Here is an 18946-nt window from a genome sequence, read left to right on the forward strand (position 1 = left end):
CCGTGACGGTAACCCCTTGCTCATCCCTTGCGGCCCTGAGTGGCCACGCCTTCGACGAAATAGCGCTGGCACAGGAAGAAAGCGATGATCATGGGTACGGTGGTGAGCACCGCACCGGCCAGCACGACCTCCCACTGCGCCTCGCCGGCCTGGCCGAACTGGTCGAGGATCGACTTCATGCCCCGGGGCATCGTGAACAGGGCGGGATCACGCAGGTAGATGAGCGGCTTGAGCAGGTCGGACCAGCTCGCCCGCAGCTCGAACACGAAGGCGACGATGAGCGCCGGCTTGCACAGCGGCACCGCGATCCGCCAGAACAGCCGCCAGTAGCCGGCTCCGTCCACCCGGGCCGCCTCGAACAGCTCGCGGGGCACGCCGAGGAAGAACTGCCGGATCAGGAAGATGTAGAACGCGCTGCCGAACAGGTTGCTCGCCCAGAGCGGCACCTGCGTGGCGGCCAGGCCCAACTCGTTCCAGATGAGGTAGGTCGGGATCATCGTGACCGCGCCGGGCAGCATCATCGTGCCGATCACCGAGGCGAACAGCAGGTTGCGCCCGGGGAAGCGGAAGTACGCGAAGCCGAACGCCACGATCGCACTCGACACGGTCACCGCGGCGGCCGCCGCCAGCGCGACCACGACGCTGTTGACCATCCAGGTGAACACCGGCGCCGCCGACCAGATGGTGGCGTAGTTCTCCGGCGCCCAGTGCCGCGGGACCAGCACGTTGTCGAAGACCTCCGGCCGCGGTTTCAGCGACGCGCTGACCAGCCAGGCGAACGGGTACACGAAGACCACGGCGGCGGCCGAGAGGGCTGTCCACAGCACCCACCGGTGCCGCTGCCGGCGTCCGGAGTGCCGGGGCGCGCCGGTGTCCACGGGGGCGCGGGCCTGCGGCTCCTGCAGGGCGGTCATGGCCTCACTCGCTCTCGTAGTAGACGAAGCGCCGGCTGAGCCGGACCTGGACCAGCGTGATCAGCACGATGATCAGGAACAGCAGCCAGGCCAGCGCTGACGCGTAGCCCATGTGCAGGAACTGGAACGCCTGCTGGAACAGGTAGATGACGTAGAACAGGGCGGCGTCGTTGCCGTACGTCTGCTGGTTGGCGCTGCCGAAGAAGGCGGTGTAGACCTCGTCGAAGGTCTGCAGCGAGCTGATCGTGTTGATGATCAGCGTGAAGAACAGCGCCCCGCTGATCATCGGCACGGTCACCGCCCGGAACCGGGCCCACGGTGACGCGCCGTCCATCTCGGCCGCTTCGTAGAGGTCGCGCGGCACGTTCTGCAGCGCGGCCAGGTAGATGATCACCGTGCTGCCCAGGCTCCAGGCGCTCATCAGCACGAGGCCGGGCTTGATCCACGGCCCGTCGGAGGTCCAGTCGGGCCCGTTGATCCCGACCCACCCGAGCATCTCGTTGATCAGGCCGATCTGGCCGTTGAACAGCAGCAGGAACAGCACTCCCACGGCCACCTTCGGGGTGATCGTCGGCAGGTAGAAGATCGTCCGGAAGAAGCCGGCCGACCGGCGCCCGGCCCGGGCCAGCAGCATGGCCAGCCCCAGCGCCACGGCCATGGTCAGCGGCACGTGCAGCACGGTGTAGAACATCGTGTTGGCCAGGCTGGTGCGCACCTTCGGATCGGCCAGCAGCATCCGGTAGTTCTCCCCGCCCACGAAGGCGGTGCTGGTCAGCACGTCGTAGTCGGTGAAGGACAGCACCAGGCTGGCGACCATCGGTCCGGCCAGGAACACCAGGAACCCGACGATCCACGGCGACAGGAAGCCGTACGCGGCCCAGGTCTCGCGGCGGCGCACCGTCATCTCAGGAGCCGCTGTTGGCTTTGTCCAGAGCCGCCTGTGCCTGTTGCTGGGCCTGGGCCAGTGCTTCGGCCGGTTGCTGCTCACCGGCGAGCACCCGGTTCACCGCGTCCTGCCAGGCCGCCTTGAACTCCTCACCGGCGGCCAGCGCCGGCTCGGAGAACCCGGCCTCCTGCGTCTGCCGGACTGTCTGCACGGCGGCGTCGAATCCGGCGTGGCCGGTGGGCTTCACGACGTCTCTGAAGATCACCTCATCGGCCCTGATGTTGCCGGTGAACAGGCCGGTGAACGGCGCGCCCTCGGCCTGGCGGGCCGCCGCCCGCGCCTTCGCGGCCGCGATCCAGCTCGCGGTGTCGGTCATCGTCTTGATCCACTTGCAGGCCTGGGCCGGGTGCGCGCTCTTCGCCGGGATGGCCCAGGCATTGCCGGTGATCCAGTCCACCGGCTGCCCGTCGACGCCGCGGAACGGGGCGACGGTCAGCTTCACGTCGGGGGAGCTCTCGCCCAGCACGCTCAGGTAGAAGTCCTCCATCGGGAAGGCCCCGAGCTGATTTGTGGCGAACTGGTTCTTCGCGCCGAAGAAGTCGAAGGAGTCGCGGAAGGACTTGAACGTGGCCCAGCCGCCCTGCGCGTTGATCAATGCGACGGTGAAGGTGAGTGCCTCGACCACCTTCGGATCCGTCAGCTGCGCGGTCCGGCCGTCCGCGCTGACCAGCGAGCCGCCGTTGGCGCGGGCCCACATCGGCAGGAACTCGGGGATCTTCGGGTCGAAGCCGATCCGGGACAGCTTGCCCCCGCGCATCGCGGTGAGCTTCCTGGCGGCGGCGGTCAGGGCCGGCCAGTCGGCGGTGCTGAACGCCGCGGGATCCAGCCCGGTCTCGGCGAAGGCGGTGTCGTTGATCATCAGGACCCGGTTGTTGTAGAACTCCGGCAGGCCGTACAGCGTGCCGCCGAGGGTGGCCTCGGTGACCGCGGCCGGGCGGAACTGTCCCAGGTCGATCTTCTCGCGCTCGACGCAGTCGGTCAGCGGCAGGATCGCCTTCTTGACCGCGTACGTGCCGAGCAGCCGGCGTTCCATGTAGACCAGGTCCGGTGGGCTGCCCGAGGCCACCGCGGACAGGAACTGCTGGGCGCTGAAGCTGCCCTCGGACGCCTTGGCGCTGCTGGGGGCGATCGCGGCGTTGGCCGCGTCGAACCGCGTCTTCGCGACCTCGTCGCCGGTGCCGAAACCCATCATGGTCAGGGTCACCGTGGCGTTGCCGGACTCTTTGCCGGAGCTGCCGACCCCGCCACAGCCGGCCGCCATCGCGACCACGAGGGCGGCGCTCACTGCCGCCCGGATCGATCGGATGAACATCGATGTTCTCCTATCGGCGCACGTTCCCGTAGCCGGAATATAGAATCGCGTCGATTCCTTCGCAATTCGGGACGACCGGGCCCGGCCGGCCGGCCGGGCAGCACGATCAGCGCCACCGCACCGGCGATGACGACGCCGGCCAGGACCGTGCGCCCGCCCAGCGGCTCGTCCAGCAGCCACCAGCCGAGCAGCACCGCCACCACCGGGTTGACGAAGGCCTACGTGCCGGCGATCCGGGCCGGGGCGTTCCGCAGCAGCCACTCGTACGCGCTGTAGGCCAGCAGGCTGCCGAACACGATCAGGTAACCCACCGCCACCAGGGAGACCGTCACCTCCGCGGACAGGTCGATGCGGCCGAACTCGCCACCCAGGCCACCGAGCACGGCCAGGGCCGCGCCGGCACAGATCATCTCCACGGCGCTCGCCAGCAGCGGCTGCTCCGGGTGCGGGGCGTGCCGTCCGTACACCGAGCCGAGGCCCCAGCACATCGCCCCGCCCAGCGCCACCGCGGCGGCGAGCGGGTCGGGCGCGGCCCCGGAGAACGGGTTGACCAGCACACCTACGCCCGCGATCCCGGCGACCAGGCCCACGGCGACGGGCGCGCTGATCCGTTCCCGGTCGACGATCCGGGTGCCCAGCACGATCCAGAGCGGGATCGTGGCCAGCAGCAGGGCCGCCGTACCGGAGGAGATCTCCTGCTCCGCCCACGTCGCCCCGCCGGTGCCCGCGGCCGGCAGCAGCAGGCCCAGCACCAGGCCGGTCCGCCAGTGCGCCCGGGTGGGCCGGTGCCAGCCCCGCTCGGGCCGGCGCCGGCGTCGCCACGCGCACCAGGCGTAGAGCAGCAGCCCGGCGACGAGGAAACGCACCGCACTGAGGGTCAGCGGCGGGAGGTGCTCGACGGCGACCTTCAGGGCCAGATACGTCGAGCCCCAGACGACGTACACGATCGCAAGAGGTCCGAGGAGAGGCATGTCTTCACCGTGCCCCGGACCGGGACGGCAGACTTGCCAGGTATCCCGCAGTTTCTGCCAAGATGGTCAGATGCCGTCGGACGTCGCGGTGGTGGTCGCCGCCCCGGTGCCGGCCTTCGAGCTGGGCATCGTCAGTGAACTGTTCGGACTGCGCCGGCTGGACCCGGAGCTGCCGTCGTACCGCTATGCGATCTGCGCCGAGCAGCGGGCGCCGATGCCCACCTCCACCGGCTTCACGGTCACCCCGACCCACACCCTGCGCCGGCTCGCCACCGCCGACCTGATCATCGTTACCGGCGCCGCCCCGCCGATCCCGCCGCCGACCCCCACCCTGCTCGCAGCGCTGCGCCGGTCCGCCGCCCGCGGCGCCACCGTGGCCGCGGTGTGCACGGGGGCGTTCGTGCTCGGCGAGGCCGGCCTGCTCGACGGGCGCCGCGCCACCACCCACTGGGGGTACGCGGACGAGCTGGCCGCCCGCCACCCCGGCACGACCGTCGACCCGGACAGCATCTATGTGGTCGACGGGCCGATCGCGACCAGCGCCGGGGCGTCCGCCGCGATCGACCTGTGCCTGCACCTGACCCGCACGGACCACGGCGCCGACATCGCCAACCGGGTCGCCCGCGAGCTGGTCGTGCCGGCCCACCGCAGCGGCGGGCAGTCGCAGTTCACCCGTACGCCGGTGACCGCACCGCAGCTGCCCGGCTCGCGCACCCTGGCTGATCTGCTCGACTGGGCCGCGGCCCACCCGGACGCTGATCTGTCGGTGGAGGCGCTGGCCGCCCGGGCTGCGATGTCGCCGCGCACGTTCGCGCGGCACTTCGCGGCTGCCACCGGATCGAGCCCGGCGGCGTGGGTGCGCGCGCAGCGGATCCGCCTGGCCGAACAGATGCTGGAACGCGACGGCGCCACGATCGCGGCTGTGGCGCGGCGGTGCGGGCTCGGCAGTCCGGATACGTTACGGCGGCACTTCCGGGCGGTGCGGGGCGTGAGCCCGGAGCAGTACCGCACGGCGTTCGGCGCGCCCACGCGCTGACGGGCGTCGTTGAGCGTGCGTCCGTGCGCTGACGGGCCTCGTCCGGGGTGTGCCCGCGCGCTGACCTGCGCCAGCGCACTGGCCTCCTGCCGCCTGGCGGGCCTCTGGTCGGGCTGCTATCCACTGCTGTGGAGTCGAAGGCGGATGGGAAGCGACTGGCTGTGTGGCATGGGCGCGGCTCGCACGCGCGGGGGTGCGAGAGCTGGCAACGCTCATCGAGCTCAGATGTCGAGGTCCTCGATGGTCGGCTGGTCCACCAGGTCGGCGACGAGGTCGTAGAGCTCGCCCGGCACCATGCCCCGCAGTTCCTCCAGCGAGTCGGCGACGCGCAGGCTCGACTCGGCCGGCGTGCGGGTGAACGTCTGGTTGGCGCTCCAGTCACCCACCCAGGCGCGCCAGCCGGTGTTCCACTTCTCCGCGTTGGGGCCCACGTTGGTGTAGGCCTCCGAGCGTTCGACGTGGACCACGAACTTCTCGCTGCGGGAGCGGTAGACGCGGAAGGTCTCCGTCCGCTCGTTGGTGGACTGTTCCCACTGGGCCAGGAGCACGCCGGAGAAGCGCTGTTTGCGGCCGAGGCCGGGGCCGACCCGTACGACGATCTCGTCGTACCCCTGCCTGCGGCCCTCCTCGACCTCGACGAAGCGGCGCAGCGCCGCCGTGATGGTCGCCGACAAGGTACCGCCGGCCAGTTCCTGAGCGCGCTGGTAGAGCGGCAGGTCGTCGTCCGCCACGTAGATCGTCTTGTTCGGCATACTCGGATCATACGCATACATGTACGTACACGCAATGGTGACGCTGGTAGGCCCGACGAGGTGAAATCAATCAATGCCGTGACGGGACGTGGGCTCCATCCCTCGCGAAGTCCGGGAGTGCCCGGCTTTCCTCGATCAATATCGCTGGTCGTGGGCCCGCTCCTGCGGTGGCGGGGATGCCGCCGGGCGCGGTCAGGGACGGCGGGTCAGCGTCCGGGTGGGTGAGAATGGCGGTGTTGGAGAGCGTCGGTGCTGGGGTGTCTCGGGAGCGGATTTCATGAAGTTCCTTCTCACGTCGTCGGGCATCGGTAACCCGAGCATCTCCGACGCACTCGTCGACCTGCTGGGCAAGCCGATCGCCGAATCCACGGCCCTGTTCATCCCCACCGGTGTCTACCCCTTCCCCGGCGGGAGTGAGAGGGCGTGGAAGGCGATTCACGGCCAGGCTTCCATCCCGCTGTGCCAGCTGGGTTGGAAGTCCTTGGGGATCTTGGAGCTCACCGCGCTGCCGACCATTCGAGAAGAGAACTGGGTCCCGGCGGTCCGGGAGGCGGATGCCCTCCTGGTCTGGGGCGGCGACGTGCTGTACCTGACCTACTGGCTGCGCCAGTCGGGTCTGGCTGACCTCTTGCCGTCGCTGAGCGACACGGTTTATGTAGGGGTCAGTGCCGGAAGTATCGCGGTCACCCCGTACAACTGTGACGCCGAATTCAACCTTGGTTTCGTCCCTGACGGCAGCGACATGGCGCAGGGCGCCGATCGGGCGCTGGGACTGGTGGATTTCACGCTGTACCCGCACCTCAACCATCCGGACATGGAGGACACCGAGCTGTCCAACATCCAGAAGTGGGCGTCCGGAATCCCGGTCCCCACCTACGCCATCGACGACAACACCGCCATCAAGGTGGTCGATGGGGCTGTTGAGGTCATCTCCGAAGGGGACTGGAAACTCATCAATCCTTGACGGGAGGCCCAAGGCGGAGGATTGCGAGATACGAGGCGTGTCGGCGTAGCAGTCCACTGTCCTCGGGCCGGCGTGTTGCCTCGAACGTCAGATCTCCAGCGGTGATCGTGGCGAGTTCCAACTGAGTGCCGGCGAGGAGAAGGGCCAGGTCCGCCGGGGTGTAGCAGCGGAGACGCTGGCTGATCTTCTCATCCGGACGAGCGGCGTCCCACCAGGTGTCAGTGGCGGTGCACGTTACCGGGTCAAAGGTCACTCGCTCGAAGAGTTCGTGTTCGTACCCCAGATCGGGATTCGGTGTCCTGTGCTCTTCGTCGCCGTCCCACTGAGCCCAGACGAAAGGGTTGAAGACGTCGATCAGCGCTGTTCCGCCTGGTCGCAGCCATTGTGTGGCGATCCGGCGAAGCAGCCTGCGCTGATCGGCGTCGGATCCCACTCCGAAACCGTCCCAGTAGCAGACCACATCGAACTGGCGCGGCAGGTCCACCGAGTAGAAGTCGTCCTTGATGAAGGTCAACGATCCGCCGGGAGCGTCGATCGTGAGCTCTTCGGCGAAGTCGGCGCGATCGCTGATCTCGATCGCGGTGACCGCATGGCCGGCCTGGGCGGTGACGGCAGCTGTACTGCCGTAGCCGGCGCCCAGTTCCAGCACCTGGGCCGGTTCCGTGCCGAGGTGCGCATGGAGCAGCGACAAGCGTTGATGATCGCGCTCGGAGATGCGTGCCTCGGCCGGGCCCCACCAGCTCCCGGTACGCGAATAGAAGTCCTTCACCCACTGCACCCCGCCGATGCAATATCAGTACCTGCGAGGTCCGCAAGCTGTTTTCGCAGTCTCGTCTGCGGGATGACAAATCTTCAGACCTTCATTCCAGCAGGATGCGCTTGCGGAGGAGTCGAAGCCGGCTCGGCCATACATCTGCCAGGCCGCCCTGACCCGCCGGATCGTGCACGCCCGCGCGGACGCCATCCGCCATCTCCGGGTCGCTCGCGCCTACCGCAACCTGTTGTCGGACAACGGTTTTCGGGAGGCGGAGCTTAAGGTGCACACCATGGTGTTCACGGAAGCCTCAACATTGCCGCTACTCGCCGGGCATGCCGCGGCCGCGTGCAACACGGCTGCCATCAGCGATGAAAAGGCCGAGGCGTGGATCGGTGAGCAGGCGCGGCGTGCCGCTGAGGGGCGGTTGATGCTGGCCGTGCCGATGTTCTTGGCCGCCGCCACCCGCTGGTGAGCAAGGTCAGTGGCGGTCGGCTGCCCGCTCCTGACGCTCCGCTCGCGACGGTGTCACCGCGTACCGGCTCAGCGAAAGCAGCGGCAGCGTCAGCACAGCCATCACGACGCCGAGCGCTGCCACGGCGAGCATTGCGCCGCGCAGGCCGGCCACGGACGCCCACATTCCGACGTACACCGGCCCCAGCAGGAACCCGAGATAGGACACCACCGTCACGAGCGAGGTCGCCCGCCCGCGCGAGGACTCGGCCACGTTGCGGGACACGATGCTCATCAGCGTCGGGAACAGTGCGGCGGCCCCGGCAGCAGCCAGGACGAGCCCAGCCAGCGCGACCGGCACGGACGAGGCGCGAGCGACGACCGCCGCGCCCGCGGCTGCCATGAGCGAGCCGAGGACGAGCACAGCACGCGCGTGAGCAGCGTTCAGCGTGCTGGCGGCGAAGCGGGTGATCGCCACGACAGCGGCGAACACCGCGGGGGCCACTGCGCTGAGCCCGGGCCCCGTGGCCAGGACGTCCTCCAAATAGACCGCACCCCAGCTCTGGTGGGCGTTCTCGCCGGCGAAGGCGATCGCGCCGAGCGTACCCACGAGGAGCAGGGGCATGACCGGCATCCGCGGGCCCTCCGCGCCGCCGGTCGGGGCCGGGACCGGGCCTGATTCTCCGGCGGGCAGGGACCGGAGGATGGCCGCACCGACCGCGACGGAGAGCAGCAGCACGGCCGCGAACGGCACCCACGTGGGCGCCCCGAGGGCGTACGCCGCGCCGGTGCCGAGGCTGGATCCGACGACCACGGTGGAGAACACCGCGCCGGCCCGGGTGATGACCGGGCGGCCGGAGCGTTGCTCGGCGCGGCCGCCGACCGAGTTCATCGCGACGTCGGCGGCGCCGCTGGTCATGCCGACGCCGGCGAGCCCGGCGCACAAGCTGACGAGCCCGTCCGCCGTGACGGCTGCGACGAGGCCCGCCGCGCCCAGGGCGATCATCAGCGACGCGGTGCAGCGCAGCCCCCAGCGGTCCAGGGCCCGGCCGGTCAGAAGCATGGCGGGCAGAGCGCCCGCGCTGATGAACAGCAGAGCGGTGCCGAGCTGGGCGTCGTCGAGACCTGCCTGATCCCGTACGCGGGGCACGGCCGAACCCCAGGTCCCCCAGAACGCGCCGAAGATGCCCGAAGCGAGGTAGGCGGCCGTGGTGAGGCGGCGGTGCATCGCGGCGACACGCATTGTGTAACGCTACACAGCTACGATGGCCGGGTGCAAGCGCGCCGGCCCGCCTCGCGTCGGGTGACGATGACGGACGTGGCCCGGGCGGCCGGCGTGTCGCCCATGACCGTGTCGTACACCTACAACCGCCCGCAGCGGGTCTCCGCCGAGACGCGGACCAAGGTGCTGGAGGCGGCTGCGTCGCTCGGGTACGCCGGGCCGGATCCCAGCGCCCGGTCCCTGCGGTACGGCGCCACCCGCACCCTCGGGGTCGTGCTCGGTGAGCACCTCACCTACGCCTTCGACGATCCGCAGGCGGTGCTGTTCCTCGCCGGCATCGCCGAGATCTGCGCCGAGCGCGGGTACGGGCTGCTCATCGTGCCGACCGGCACGGGCGACGACGACCCGGACCGGGTGGTGGCCGCGGCGGTGGACGCCTACGTGGTCTGGGCGACGACGGACGACGACCCCGTGCTGACCGCCGCCTACGGCACCCGCCGCCCGGTGGTCATCCACGGTGGACCGGCCCGGGACGGCCGGACCATGGTCGGCATCGACAACCGCGCGGCGGCCCGCGCGGTGGGAGCCGAGGTCTTCGCGACCGCCCGGCACCCGGCCGTGCTGAGCTTCCCCGTCGACCGGCAGCGACACACCTTCATGCGCGCCGGCCTCGATCCCGCCGAGGTCGCCTATCCGGTCACCCGGGACCGGCTGGCCGGCTACCGCGACGCCGCCGGCGACCTCGGCATCGACTGGTCCCGGGTGCCGGTGGCCGTGTGCCGCACCAACGACGAGGCCGAGGCCCGCGCAGTCATGCGCGGCCTGCTCGCGGCGGCGCCCGACATCGACGCCGTCGCCGCGATGAACGACCCGATGGCGCTGGCCGCCAAGCGGGAAGCGGGGGACCGGGCGCGGATCAGCGGCTGGGACGACTCGGCGCTCGCGGGGGAGCACGGGCTCACCACGGTGGCCCAGTCACTGCGGGAGCAGGGGGCGGCTTGCGCCGCCGCGGCGCTCGGTGATCCGGCCGCGGACTTCCGCGATGCCTGGCGGGTGGTCCGCCGGGCATCGACCGGCGGTTGACCGCGGCGCGGAGGTCGCCGGTTGACCGCGGCGCGGAGGTCGGTTGACCGCGGCGCCTAGGTCGGCGGCTGCTCGCGGACGTGCGATGCCTGCGGGCGGCGGATTGCCGTGATGCTGGGGTGATCCGGTGGGGTCGACCGGCCACGGTTCCGGGGATCCACGACCGCATCCTCGAGCCCAATGTCCGTTTTCTGTGACCCGCCAGACGTTGTCAGATACCCCTAGGGGGTATAACTTCATTCCTGGAGGTGACGACGATGAATGCAGCGGACAGTGAGAGCCGGGCCCGGAGTGCGGTCACGGCAGTCCACGATCACCACTCCGGCGACGACCACGACAGCGGCCACGCCGGTCACGACGACCACGCCGGTCGCAAAGGTCATACCGGCCACGCCGGTCACGAAAGTCATCAGGGGCACGACAAGCACGCCGGGCACGATCCGGAGATGTTCCGGCGCAAGTTCTGGCTGAGCCTCGCGCTCACCCTGCCGATCGTGCTCACCAGCCACATGGTCATGGACTGGTTCGGCTACTCCCTCGACTTCCCCGGGATTCCCCTGGTCGGGCCGGTGCTGGGCACGGTCGTGTTCGGCTACGGCGGGTGGCCGTTCCTGGCCGGCGCCGTCGCCGAGGTCCGGGACCGCGCTCCCGGCATGATGCTGCTCATCTCGATGGCGATCACCGTCGCGTACGCGGCGTCGCTGGCCACCAGCTTCGGGGCGTTCGACCTGGACTTCTGGTGGGAGCTCGCCGCCCTGGTGACCATCATGCTGCTGGGCCACTGGCAGGAGATGAAGGCGATCGGTCAGGCCCAGGGCGCGCTGGCCGCCCTGGCCGCGCTGCTGCCCGATGACGCCGAGCGGATCACCGGCGCCGGTGAGGTCGAGCGGGTGCCGGTCGCCGGCCTGCGGGTGGGCGACACCGTGCTGGTCCGCTCCGGCGCGCGCGTCCCGGCTGACGGCCGCATCGTCGACGGGGCGGCCGAGCTCGACGAGTCCATGATCACCGGGGAGAGTCGCCCGGTCGCCCGGGCGGTCGGCGACCGGGTGGTGGCCGGCACGGTGGCGACGGACTCCGCTTTACGGGTACGGGTCGACGCGATCGGTGAGGACACCGCGCTGGCCGGGATCGGGCGTCTCGTCGCGCAGGCGCAGGCCTCCAACGGTCGCGCCCAGGTGCTCGCCGACCGGTTCGCCGCGATGCTGTTCTATATCGCCACGGCCGCGGCGGCGCTCACGTTCGTGGTGTGGTGGCTGCTCGGGGATGTGGACGGTGCTGTGGTCCGTACCGTGACGGTCCTGGTCATCGCGTGCCCGCACGCGCTCGGCCTGGCCATTCCGCTGGTGATCGCGTTGTCCACGGCCGTGTCGGCCAAGGCCGGCATCCTGGTCAAGGACCGGCTGGCGCTCGAGCGGATGCGCACGGTCGACGCCGTGCTGTTCGACAAGACCGGGACGCTGACCAAGGGCGCCCACACGGTCACGGGCGTCGCCGCGGTGGACGGTGAGACCGAGGACGACGTGCTGCGCTTGGCCGCCGCGGTCGAGGCGGACAGTGAGCATCCCCTGGCCCGGGCGATCGTCGCCGTCGCCGATCAGCGTGGACTGCGCGCGTCCGCCCGGGACTTCCGGTCGCTGACCGGGCGCGGGGTGCGGGCCGTCGTGGACGGCACCGCGTACGCCGTGGGCGGGCCGTCGCTGCTGCGTGAACTGGACGTCGAGGAGCCGGCCGAGTTGCGCCGTACCGCCGCGGAGTGGTCGCGGCGTGGGGCCGCGGTCCTCCATCTGCTGCGGTTGCCCGCGGACGGGGGTCCGCACGTGCTGGGTGCGTTCGCGCTCGAGGACGAGGTGCGCCCCGAGGCGCGCGAGGCCATCGCCGACCTGCGCGCGCAGGGTGTGCGCAAGATCGTCATGATCACCGGGGATGCCCGTCCGGTGGCCGAGGCGGTCGCCGCGGACCTGGGGTTCCGGCCCGGCGTCGACGAGGTCTTCGCCGAGGTGCTGCCGGCCGACAAGGACCACGCGGTCGCGGAGCTGCAGGGCCGGGGCCTGACCGTGGCGATGGTGGGTGACGGCGTCAACGACGCGCCCGCGCTGGCCCGGGCCGACGTCGGCATCGCGATCGGCGCCGGCACCGACGTGGCCATCGAGTCGGCCGGCGTGGTGCTCGCCTCGTCCGACCCGCGCGGGGTCACCGGGGTGATCCGGCTGTCCCGGGCGTCCTACCGCAAGATGATCCAGAATCTGGGCTGGGCCGCCGGCTACAACGTCATCGCGATCCCGCTCGCCGCGGGCGTCCTGGCCTGGGCGGGGTTCACGCTCAGCCCGGCGGTCGGCGCAGTGCTCATGTCCGCGTCCACCATCGTGGTCGCGCTCAACGCGCAGCTGCTGCGGCGGGTACGGCTCACGCCCGGCCGGACGGCGTGACCTGCGATTCGCGGTGCCGGATCCGTCGCCCGTGGCCGGTCAGGCCGCGCGGTTTGTAGATCGACAGCACTGTGGCGATCAGGAGGAGTACGACGGCGGCGGCGCTGTGCAGCACGGGGGACGGGTCGGCCAGGCCGGCGGTCCCGTTGCTGCCCGGGGCCGCCGCCCCGGCCCGGTCGGCCAGGGCGGCGAGGGAGCCCATGTAGAGCAGCAGTACGCCGGTCGCGAAGAGGGTCATCAGTAGCTTGATCAGCACCCAGTAGTGGCGGAACAGGCCCCAGGTGGTGCCGAGCGACTGCACCAGCCCGGTCAGCAGGGAGGCCACGCTGAGCGGGACGAGCACGTACCAGCCCAGCGGCTCCAGCGTCAGGTGGACCGCGCGGACCAGCTCCTCGTCCGCGGTCAGTCCCATCACGCTCAGCGCCAGGGACGTGACCACCGCGCCCAGCCATCCGACGGAACAGGCGACGTGGGCGACGAGCATCAGGCGTCGTACCGCGGGTGACATCGTCACAGCGCGAGCCCGGCCCCCGCGCCGGTGTGCCGGCCCGGATCGTGGCCCGTGACCAGGGCGACGAGCACCAGGACGGCCAGCGCGATCCCGACGACAGCGAACACTTTCACCCAGCGCGGCATCTCGCTCATGACCCCATGACACCATTTTTCGAGACAGCATGTCTACACCCAGGACACTCTGACAACGTCCGGCGGTCCGTATGCTGACGGGGTGCCGAGGCTGTGGGACGACACGATCGACGGGCACCGCAGGACGGTGCACGCGGCGATCCTGGACGCGGCCGCCGCGCTGGCCACCGAGCACGGCCTCGCCTCGGTCACCATGTCGCAGATCGCGAGCAGCGCCGGCATCGGCCGCGCCACGCTGTACAAGTACTTCCCCGACGTCGAGGCGATCCTGGTGGCGTGGCACAAACGCCAGATCGAGCACCACCTGCAGCAGCTCGTCGAGGCCCGGGACGGCACCCCGGATCCGGGCCGGCAGCTCGCCGCGGTCCTCGAGGCCTTCGCGCTCATCTCGCACGAGCACCACGGCAAGGATCTGGCGCTCGCCCTGCACCAGCGGGCCCACGCCGACCGCGCCCATCGGCATCTGCGGGACTTCGTCACCGAGCTGATCAGCCGGGCCGCGGCCGCCGGGGAGGTGCGCGCGGACATCGCCGCCGGCGAGCTGGCCACGTACTGTCTGCATGCTCTGGCCGCAGCCAGTGACCTGCCGTCACGGGCTGCCGTCGGCCGGCTGGTCACGCTCACGCTGGCCGGTCTGCGCCCGGCGTCGTAGCCGGCGACCCGGCGCGCTAACTTGGACCCGTGCCGCGCGATGGAATTGGACAAGCCGGGCGAACCGTCCGGTGGCTCCTGCTCGCCTGCACCCTGTTCGGCCTGGCCGCGATGCACACGATCGGCCACGCCGGTATGCGGCACGACGCGTCGGACCACCACCCGCCCCCGATGGTCGTGGCCATGGCGGGCACGACATCGGCCGAGTCCGCTGCTGACGGTCTCTGTGACGGCGGATGCGCGCACGGCCCGGGATCGGCGCCGCACGGCGGGATGGCCGGCTGGAGCGTCTGCCTCGCCGTGCTCGGTGCCGTCGCCATCCTGATCCTGCTCGCGATGCTGGTGGCGCCGTCGCGCCGGCGGCAACGGCCGGCGTCGGTGGCCGACCCGTGGGCGGCCCTCTCCCGCGGGCCGCCGGTCAGACCGGCCGGACTCGCCCTCGCCGCAGTGTCGGTGCTGCGCATATAGGACCGCGCGTCGCTCACCCGTCCGGGGTGGGCCGCGCCCTGTCCCCGTGCACACTCACCGATACCGGAAGGCCCTGTTGTGTTGAAACATTCTGTGATGCCGCGCCGTGTCCTGCTCGCGGGAGCGACCGCCACCGCGCTGCTGGCGTTGTCCGCCTGCGGCGACGACATGGCGGGTTCCGGCATGGACCACGGCTCGGGTCCGGCCCCCGCCGCGAGCGCTCCGGCCGGTGCCGCGGCGTTCAACGACGCGGACGTGATGTTCGCCCAAATGATGACCGTGCACCACCGGGGGGCCGTCGAGATGGCCGCCCTGGCCGAGACGCGCGCCGCGGACGCCGAGGTGAAGGCCCTGGCCGGCCGGATCAAGGCGGCTCAGCAGCCGGAGATCGACACCATGACCGGCTGGCTCGGCGCCTGGGGCCGCCCGGCCCCGGAGCCGGGCATGTCCATGCCGCAGATGGCGCACGGTGCGATGCCGGGCGCCATGTCGGCCGCCGACATGACGAAGCTGGAGGCTGCCACCGGCACCGCCTTCGACAAGCAGTTCCTCACCATGATGATCGCCCACCACGAGGGCGCCGTCACCATGGGGCAGGACGAGCTCGAGGACGGCTCGAACGCCGGCGCCAAGGCCCTCGCCCAGAAGATCGTCACCGATCAGCAGGCCGAGATCGCCACGATGCGGACGATCCTCGACCGGCTCTAGCGCCGGCGGCGACGGCCGGGCATTCCGTACGGGTGCCCGGCCGTGCCGTTCGTCACCGTCAGGTCTCTTGATACCCTTGGGGGGTATGGGTACGGTGACGGTAGCGGTGGCACAGGGCCGCCCGGTCCCACCGGACCCCGTCGACGAGGAGGCCGTCATGACGACGACGAAGACCTACACCGTGACCGGAATGACCTGCTCGCACTGCGTCGGCTCGGTCAGCGCCGAGGTCGGCCGGCTCCCCGGCGTGAGCGATGTGCGGGTCGACCTCGCCACCGGCGCGGTCACGGTCACCAGCGACCAGCCCGTCGACGACGAGGCGGTCGCCGCGGCCGTCGACGAGGCCGGCTACGAGGTGGCGAAGTAGCAATGGGCACACCACTCAAGCTCGGGTCCTTCGCGCTCGCCCTGGCGGTCGTGTTCTCGGCGGCGTTCGGGCTCGGCAACCTGGCCGGCCCCACCGCGGATGCGGCCACCGACACCGGGACACACGCGGACGCCGGGCATGGCAGCACCACCGCGGAGAGCAGTGCCGGCGAGCACGTGCCCGCCGGGCTGCAGATCACCGAGGACGGCTACCGCCTCCAGCCCGTCTCCCCGGCGCTGGCCGTCGGAAAGCCGCAGCCGTTCGCCTTCCGGATCATCGGACCGACCGGGGAGCCGCTCACCGGCTACACCACGGCCCACGACAAGGACCTGCACCTGATCGTGGTGCGCCGGGACCTGTCCGGCTTCCAGCACGTGCACCCCACCCTCGCCGCGGACGGCACCTGGTCCATCCCGCTGGCGATCCCCGCCCCGGGGCAGTACCGGGTCTTCGCCGACTTCCGGCCCGCCGGGCACGCGCGGGGACTGACGCTGGGCGCGGACGTGCCGGCCCCGGGCGACTACCGGCCCCGGCCCCTGCCCGCGGCGGCCCGGACGGCCACCGTCGACGGTTACACCGTCACTCTCGGCGGTGACCTCGTCCCGGGTGCGTCGTCGAAGCTCACCCTGTCGGTCGCCAAGGGTGGTACGCCGGTGACCGACCTCCAGCCGTACCTCGGCGCGTACGGGCATCTCGTCGCCCTGCGTGACGGCGACCTCGCGTACCTGCACGTGCACCCCGACGGCGCCCCCGGCGACGGCCGGACCGCGGCCGGGCCGCAGGTCACCTTCTACGCTGAAGTTCCGTCGAGCGGCAGCTACCGGCTGTACCTGGACTTCCAGCACGCCGGCACGGTCCGCACCGCCGAGTTCACCGCCGTCGCCGGCACCCCGGCGGCGACACCGACCCCAGCGCCGGTTGCCCCGTCGACGTCCGCCACCGGCGGGCACGACGCCACCGACCACAGCCACGAGTAGGGAGAGCAGCCATGGCATCAGGCGCCGAGCCGCTGCTGACCGCGCCGAACCGGATCGAGCTGTCGATCGGCGGCATGACCTGTGCCTCCTGCGCGTCGCGGATCGAGAAGAAGCTCAACCGCATGGACGGCGTCACCGCCACGGTCAACTACGCCACCGAGAAGGCCGCGGTCACGTTCCCGGACGCCGTCACCGCCGACGACCTGATCGCCACGGTGGAGAAGACGGGCTACACCGCCGAGCTGCCGCCCCCGCCGCGTACGGCGGACGATCCCGCGGAGCAGGCGCAGCCGGCCGACGAACTGCGCGGGCTGCGGACCAGGCTGTGGACCTCGATCGTGCTGAGTGTGCCGGTGATCGCCATGGCGATGATCCCGGCGCTGCAGTTCACGTACTGGCAGTGGCTGTCGCTGACTCTGGCCGCGCCGGTCGTCGTCTACGGCGGGCTGCCGTTCCACCGGGCGGCGTGGACCAACCTGCGGCACGGCGCCGCCACCATGGACACGCTCGTCTCGCTGGGCACCCTGGCGGCGTTCGGCTGGTCGCTGTGGGCGCTGTTCCTCGGCACCGCCGGCGTGCCCGGCATGGTGCACCCGTTCAGCTTCGCCATCACCCGCGGCGACGGCGCCGGCAACATCTATCTCGAGGCCGCCGCCGGGGTCACCACGTTCATCCTCGCCGGCCGCTACTTCGAGGCACGGTCCAAGCGCCGCGCCGGCGCCGCCCTGCGCGCCCTGATGGAGCTCGGCGCCAAGGACGTCGCCGTGCTGCGCAACGGCGTCGAGACCCGCATCCCCGTGGGCGAGCTCGCGGTGGGGGACCGCTTCGTGGTACGGCCGGGGGAGAAGGTCGCCACCGACGGGGTCGTCGAGGACGGCGTCTCGGCGGTCGACGCCAGCATGCTCACCGGGGAATCCGTACCCGTCGAGGTCGGCGTCGGGGCCACGGTGGTCGGCGCGACCGTCAACGCCGGCGGCCGGCTGGTCGTGCGGGCCACCCGCATCGGCGCGGACACCCAGCTCGCGCAGATGGCGACGCTGGTCGAGCAGGCCCAGACCGGCAAGGCCGCGGTCCAGCGCCTGGCCGACCGCATCTCCGGGGTCTTCGTGCCGATCGTCATCGCCCTGGCCACCGCCACGCTGGGCTGGTGGGTGGGCACCGGCGGCGGCTGGACCGCCGCCTTCACCGCCGCGGTGGCCGTGCTGATCATCGCCTGCCCGTGCGCGCTCGGCCTGGCCACGCCGACCGCGCTGCTGGTCGGCACCGGCCGCGGCGCCCAGCTGGGCATCCTGATCAAGGGCCCGGAGGTGCTCGAGTCGACCCGTACGGTGGACACGGTCGTGCTGGACAAGACCGGCACCGTCACCACCGGCCGGATGACGCTGCTCGAGGTGGTCCCCGGCGAGGGCGTGGACACCGACGAGGTGTTGCGCCGGGCCGGGGCCGTCGAAGCCGCATCCGAGCACCCGATCGCCCAGGCCGTGGCCGCCGCCGCCACCGACCGGGTCGGCGTGCTGCCGCCGGTGACCGCTTTCGCCAACCTCGAAGGCCTCGGCGTGCGCGGCACCGTGGACGGCACCGAGGTCCTCGTCGGGCGGCTGCGGCTGCTCCAGCGCGAAGGACTCGACGTGGCGGCCGGTATCGAGCAGGCGGCCGCGGATGCCGAGGCGGCCGGCCGTACCGCGATCGTGGCCGGCTGGGACGGCCGGGCCCGCGCCGTCCTCGCGGTCGCGGACGCCGTCAAACCGACCAGCCGGCAGGCCGTCGCCGCCCTGCGCGCGCTGGGTCTGACACCGGTGCTGCTCACCGGTGACAACACGACCGTCGCCCGGGCGGTGGCCGCCGAGGTCGGCATCACCGAGGTCGTCGCCGAGGTGCTGCCGGCCGGCAAGGTCGACGTGGTCAAGCGGCTCCAGGCCGAGGGCAAGGTCGTCGCGATGGTCGGCGATGGCGTGAACGACGCAGCCGCCCTGGCCCAGGCCGACCTGGGCCTGGCCATGGGTACGGGCACGGACGTGGCCATCGAGGCCTCCGACCTGACCCTGGTCCGCGGGGACCTGATGGCCGCGGTGGACGCGATCCGGCTGTCCCGCCGCACCCTGCGCATCATCAAGAGCAACCTGTTCTGGGCGTTCGCCTACAACGTCGCGGCGCTGCCACTGGCCGCGGCGGGCCTGCTCAACCCGATGATCGCCGGCGCGGCCATGGCGTTCTCGTCGGTGTTCGTGGTGGCCAACAGTCTGCGTCTGCGCCGCTTCACCAGCGCGGTCCGGGCCGCCTGACGACCCGGCCGCGGC

General features: G+C 71.4%; 22 protein-coding genes. 11 read left to right on the top strand and 11 right to left on the bottom strand.

The features are described from left to right. Nucleotides 1-20: 20 nt before the first annotated feature. From Aau02nite_RS12775 to Aau02nite_RS12795, 5 genes are read right to left on the bottom strand one after another with little or no spacing between them, the layout of a single operon-like run. Nucleotides 21-914, bottom strand: a complete 894-nt coding sequence (locus tag Aau02nite_RS12775) for a carbohydrate ABC transporter permease (protein ID WP_246595090.1) — start codon at nt 912-914, stop codon at nt 21-23. Between the two features lie 4 nt (nt 915-918). Beyond that, nucleotides 919-1818 (bottom strand): carbohydrate ABC transporter permease, encoded by a 900-nt coding sequence (locus Aau02nite_RS12780; RefSeq protein ID WP_246595091.1) that lies wholly within the window; start codon nt 1816-1818, stop codon nt 919-921. Nucleotide 1819: 1 nt separating this feature from the next. After that, on the bottom strand, nt 1820-3172 hold the full coding sequence (locus tag Aau02nite_RS12785) for an ABC transporter substrate-binding protein (protein ID WP_212988589.1): 1353 nt from the start codon (nt 3170-3172) through the stop codon (nt 1820-1822). Continuing rightward, nucleotides 3142-3375 (bottom strand): hypothetical protein, encoded by a 234-nt coding sequence (locus tag Aau02nite_RS12790; RefSeq protein WP_212988590.1) that lies wholly within the window; start codon nt 3373-3375, stop codon nt 3142-3144. The genes Aau02nite_RS12785 and Aau02nite_RS12790 overlap by 31 nt, the downstream gene beginning before the upstream one ends. A gap of 15 nt (nt 3376-3390) precedes the next feature. Next, nucleotides 3391-4143 (bottom strand): EamA family transporter, encoded by a 753-nt coding sequence (locus Aau02nite_RS12795; protein ID WP_212988591.1) that lies wholly within the window; start codon nt 4141-4143, stop codon nt 3391-3393. A 70-nt stretch (nt 4144-4213) separates the two neighbouring features. Here Aau02nite_RS12795 and Aau02nite_RS12800 point away from each other — a divergent pair, with 70 nt between their 5' ends. Continuing rightward, on the top strand, nt 4214-5179 hold the full coding sequence (locus Aau02nite_RS12800; RefSeq protein WP_212988592.1) for a GlxA family transcriptional regulator: 966 nt from the start codon (nt 4214-4216) through the stop codon (nt 5177-5179). 221 nt (nt 5180-5400) lie between these two features. Here Aau02nite_RS12800 and Aau02nite_RS12805 read toward each other — a convergent pair whose 3' ends face one another. Continuing rightward, on the bottom strand, nt 5401-5931 hold the full coding sequence (locus Aau02nite_RS12805; RefSeq protein ID WP_212988593.1) for an EXLDI protein: 531 nt from the start codon (nt 5929-5931) through the stop codon (nt 5401-5403). A gap of 277 nt (nt 5932-6208) precedes the next feature. On the opposite strand from Aau02nite_RS12805, the gene Aau02nite_RS12810 reads away from it, so the two are divergent. Continuing rightward, nucleotides 6209-6895, top strand: coding sequence for a Type 1 glutamine amidotransferase-like domain-containing protein (locus Aau02nite_RS12810; RefSeq protein WP_212988594.1), 687 nt, complete (start codon nt 6209-6211; stop codon nt 6893-6895). On the opposite strand, the gene Aau02nite_RS12815 is transcribed toward Aau02nite_RS12810, so the two are convergent. After that, nucleotides 6885-7664, bottom strand: a complete 780-nt coding sequence (locus Aau02nite_RS12815) for a class I SAM-dependent methyltransferase (protein ID WP_212988595.1) — start codon at nt 7662-7664, stop codon at nt 6885-6887. The two genes, Aau02nite_RS12810 and Aau02nite_RS12815, sit on opposite strands and share 11 nt — an antisense overlap. A 172-nt stretch (nt 7665-7836) precedes the next feature. On the opposite strand from Aau02nite_RS12815, the gene Aau02nite_RS12820 reads away from it, so the two are divergent. After that, nucleotides 7837-8124 carry a hypothetical protein gene (locus Aau02nite_RS12820; protein WP_212988596.1) on the top strand — a complete coding sequence of 96 codons (288 nt, stop codon included), beginning with the start codon at nt 7837-7839 and terminating at the stop codon, nt 8122-8124. A gap of 6 nt (nt 8125-8130) precedes the next feature. Here Aau02nite_RS12820 and Aau02nite_RS12825 read toward each other — a convergent pair whose 3' ends face one another. Then, nucleotides 8131-9345 carry an MFS transporter gene (locus Aau02nite_RS12825; RefSeq protein ID WP_212988597.1) on the bottom strand — a complete coding sequence of 405 codons (1215 nt, stop codon included), beginning with the start codon at nt 9343-9345 and terminating at the stop codon, nt 8131-8133. 30 nt (nt 9346-9375) lie between these two features. On the opposite strand from Aau02nite_RS12825, the gene Aau02nite_RS12830 reads away from it, so the two are divergent. Then, nucleotides 9376-10407 (top strand): LacI family DNA-binding transcriptional regulator, encoded by a 1032-nt coding sequence (locus Aau02nite_RS12830; RefSeq protein ID WP_212988598.1) that lies wholly within the window; start codon nt 9376-9378, stop codon nt 10405-10407. 236 nt (nt 10408-10643) lie between these two features. On the opposite strand, the gene Aau02nite_RS46365 is transcribed toward Aau02nite_RS12830, so the two are convergent. Further along, complete coding sequence (locus Aau02nite_RS46365; protein ID WP_246595114.1) at nt 10644-10817, bottom strand: hypothetical protein; 174 nt, start codon at nt 10815-10817, stop codon at nt 10644-10646. Between the two features lie 36 nt (nt 10818-10853). On the opposite strand from Aau02nite_RS46365, the gene Aau02nite_RS12835 reads away from it, so the two are divergent. Then, the gene (locus tag Aau02nite_RS12835; protein WP_345478705.1) at nt 10854-12833 is read left to right on the top strand and encodes a heavy metal translocating P-type ATPase; all 1980 of its coding nucleotides are present in this window, start codon (nt 10854-10856) and stop codon (nt 12831-12833) included. On the opposite strand, the gene Aau02nite_RS12840 is transcribed toward Aau02nite_RS12835, so the two are convergent. Next, the gene (locus Aau02nite_RS12840) at nt 12811-13341 is read right to left on the bottom strand and encodes a DUF2269 domain-containing protein (protein WP_212988734.1); all 531 of its coding nucleotides are present in this window, start codon (nt 13339-13341) and stop codon (nt 12811-12813) included. The two genes, Aau02nite_RS12835 and Aau02nite_RS12840, sit on opposite strands and share 23 nt — an antisense overlap. A gap of 2 nt (nt 13342-13343) precedes the next feature. Beyond that, entirely contained in the window at nt 13344-13478 is a 135-nt protein-coding gene (locus tag Aau02nite_RS47315; RefSeq protein ID WP_281420972.1) for a hypothetical protein, read from the bottom strand. An 82-nt stretch (nt 13479-13560) separates the two neighbouring features. On the opposite strand from Aau02nite_RS47315, the gene Aau02nite_RS12845 reads away from it, so the two are divergent. The 6 genes from Aau02nite_RS12845 (at nt 13561) to Aau02nite_RS12870 (ending at nt 18931) form a co-directional block, all read left to right on the top strand. Continuing rightward, nucleotides 13561-14130, top strand: a complete 570-nt coding sequence (locus Aau02nite_RS12845; protein ID WP_212988600.1) for a TetR/AcrR family transcriptional regulator — start codon at nt 13561-13563, stop codon at nt 14128-14130. Between the two features lie 29 nt (nt 14131-14159). Then, the gene (locus Aau02nite_RS12850; RefSeq protein WP_212988601.1) at nt 14160-14597 is read left to right on the top strand and encodes a DUF6153 family protein; all 438 of its coding nucleotides are present in this window, start codon (nt 14160-14162) and stop codon (nt 14595-14597) included. Nucleotides 14598-14693: 96 nt separating this feature from the next. Continuing rightward, on the top strand, nt 14694-15305 hold the full coding sequence (locus Aau02nite_RS12855) for a DUF305 domain-containing protein (protein WP_212988602.1): 612 nt from the start codon (nt 14694-14696) through the stop codon (nt 15303-15305). A 157-nt stretch (nt 15306-15462) separates the two neighbouring features. After that, nucleotides 15463-15672, top strand: a complete 210-nt coding sequence (locus Aau02nite_RS12860; protein ID WP_212988603.1) for a heavy-metal-associated domain-containing protein — start codon at nt 15463-15465, stop codon at nt 15670-15672. Nucleotides 15673-15674: 2 nt separating this feature from the next. After that, complete coding sequence (locus Aau02nite_RS12865; protein WP_212988604.1) at nt 15675-16649, top strand: DUF8832 domain-containing protein; 975 nt, start codon at nt 15675-15677, stop codon at nt 16647-16649. An 11-nt stretch (nt 16650-16660) separates the two neighbouring features. Then, a complete protein-coding gene (locus Aau02nite_RS12870; RefSeq protein ID WP_212988605.1) occupies nt 16661-18931 on the top strand; it encodes a heavy metal translocating P-type ATPase in 2271 nt (756 codons plus the stop codon). Nucleotides 18932-18946 lie beyond the last annotated feature (15 nt).

It is taken from the genome of Actinoplanes auranticolor, from assembly GCF_018332655.1.
In the GTDB taxonomy this organism is placed as follows: domain Bacteria; phylum Actinomycetota; class Actinomycetes; order Mycobacteriales; family Micromonosporaceae; genus Actinoplanes; species Actinoplanes auranticolor.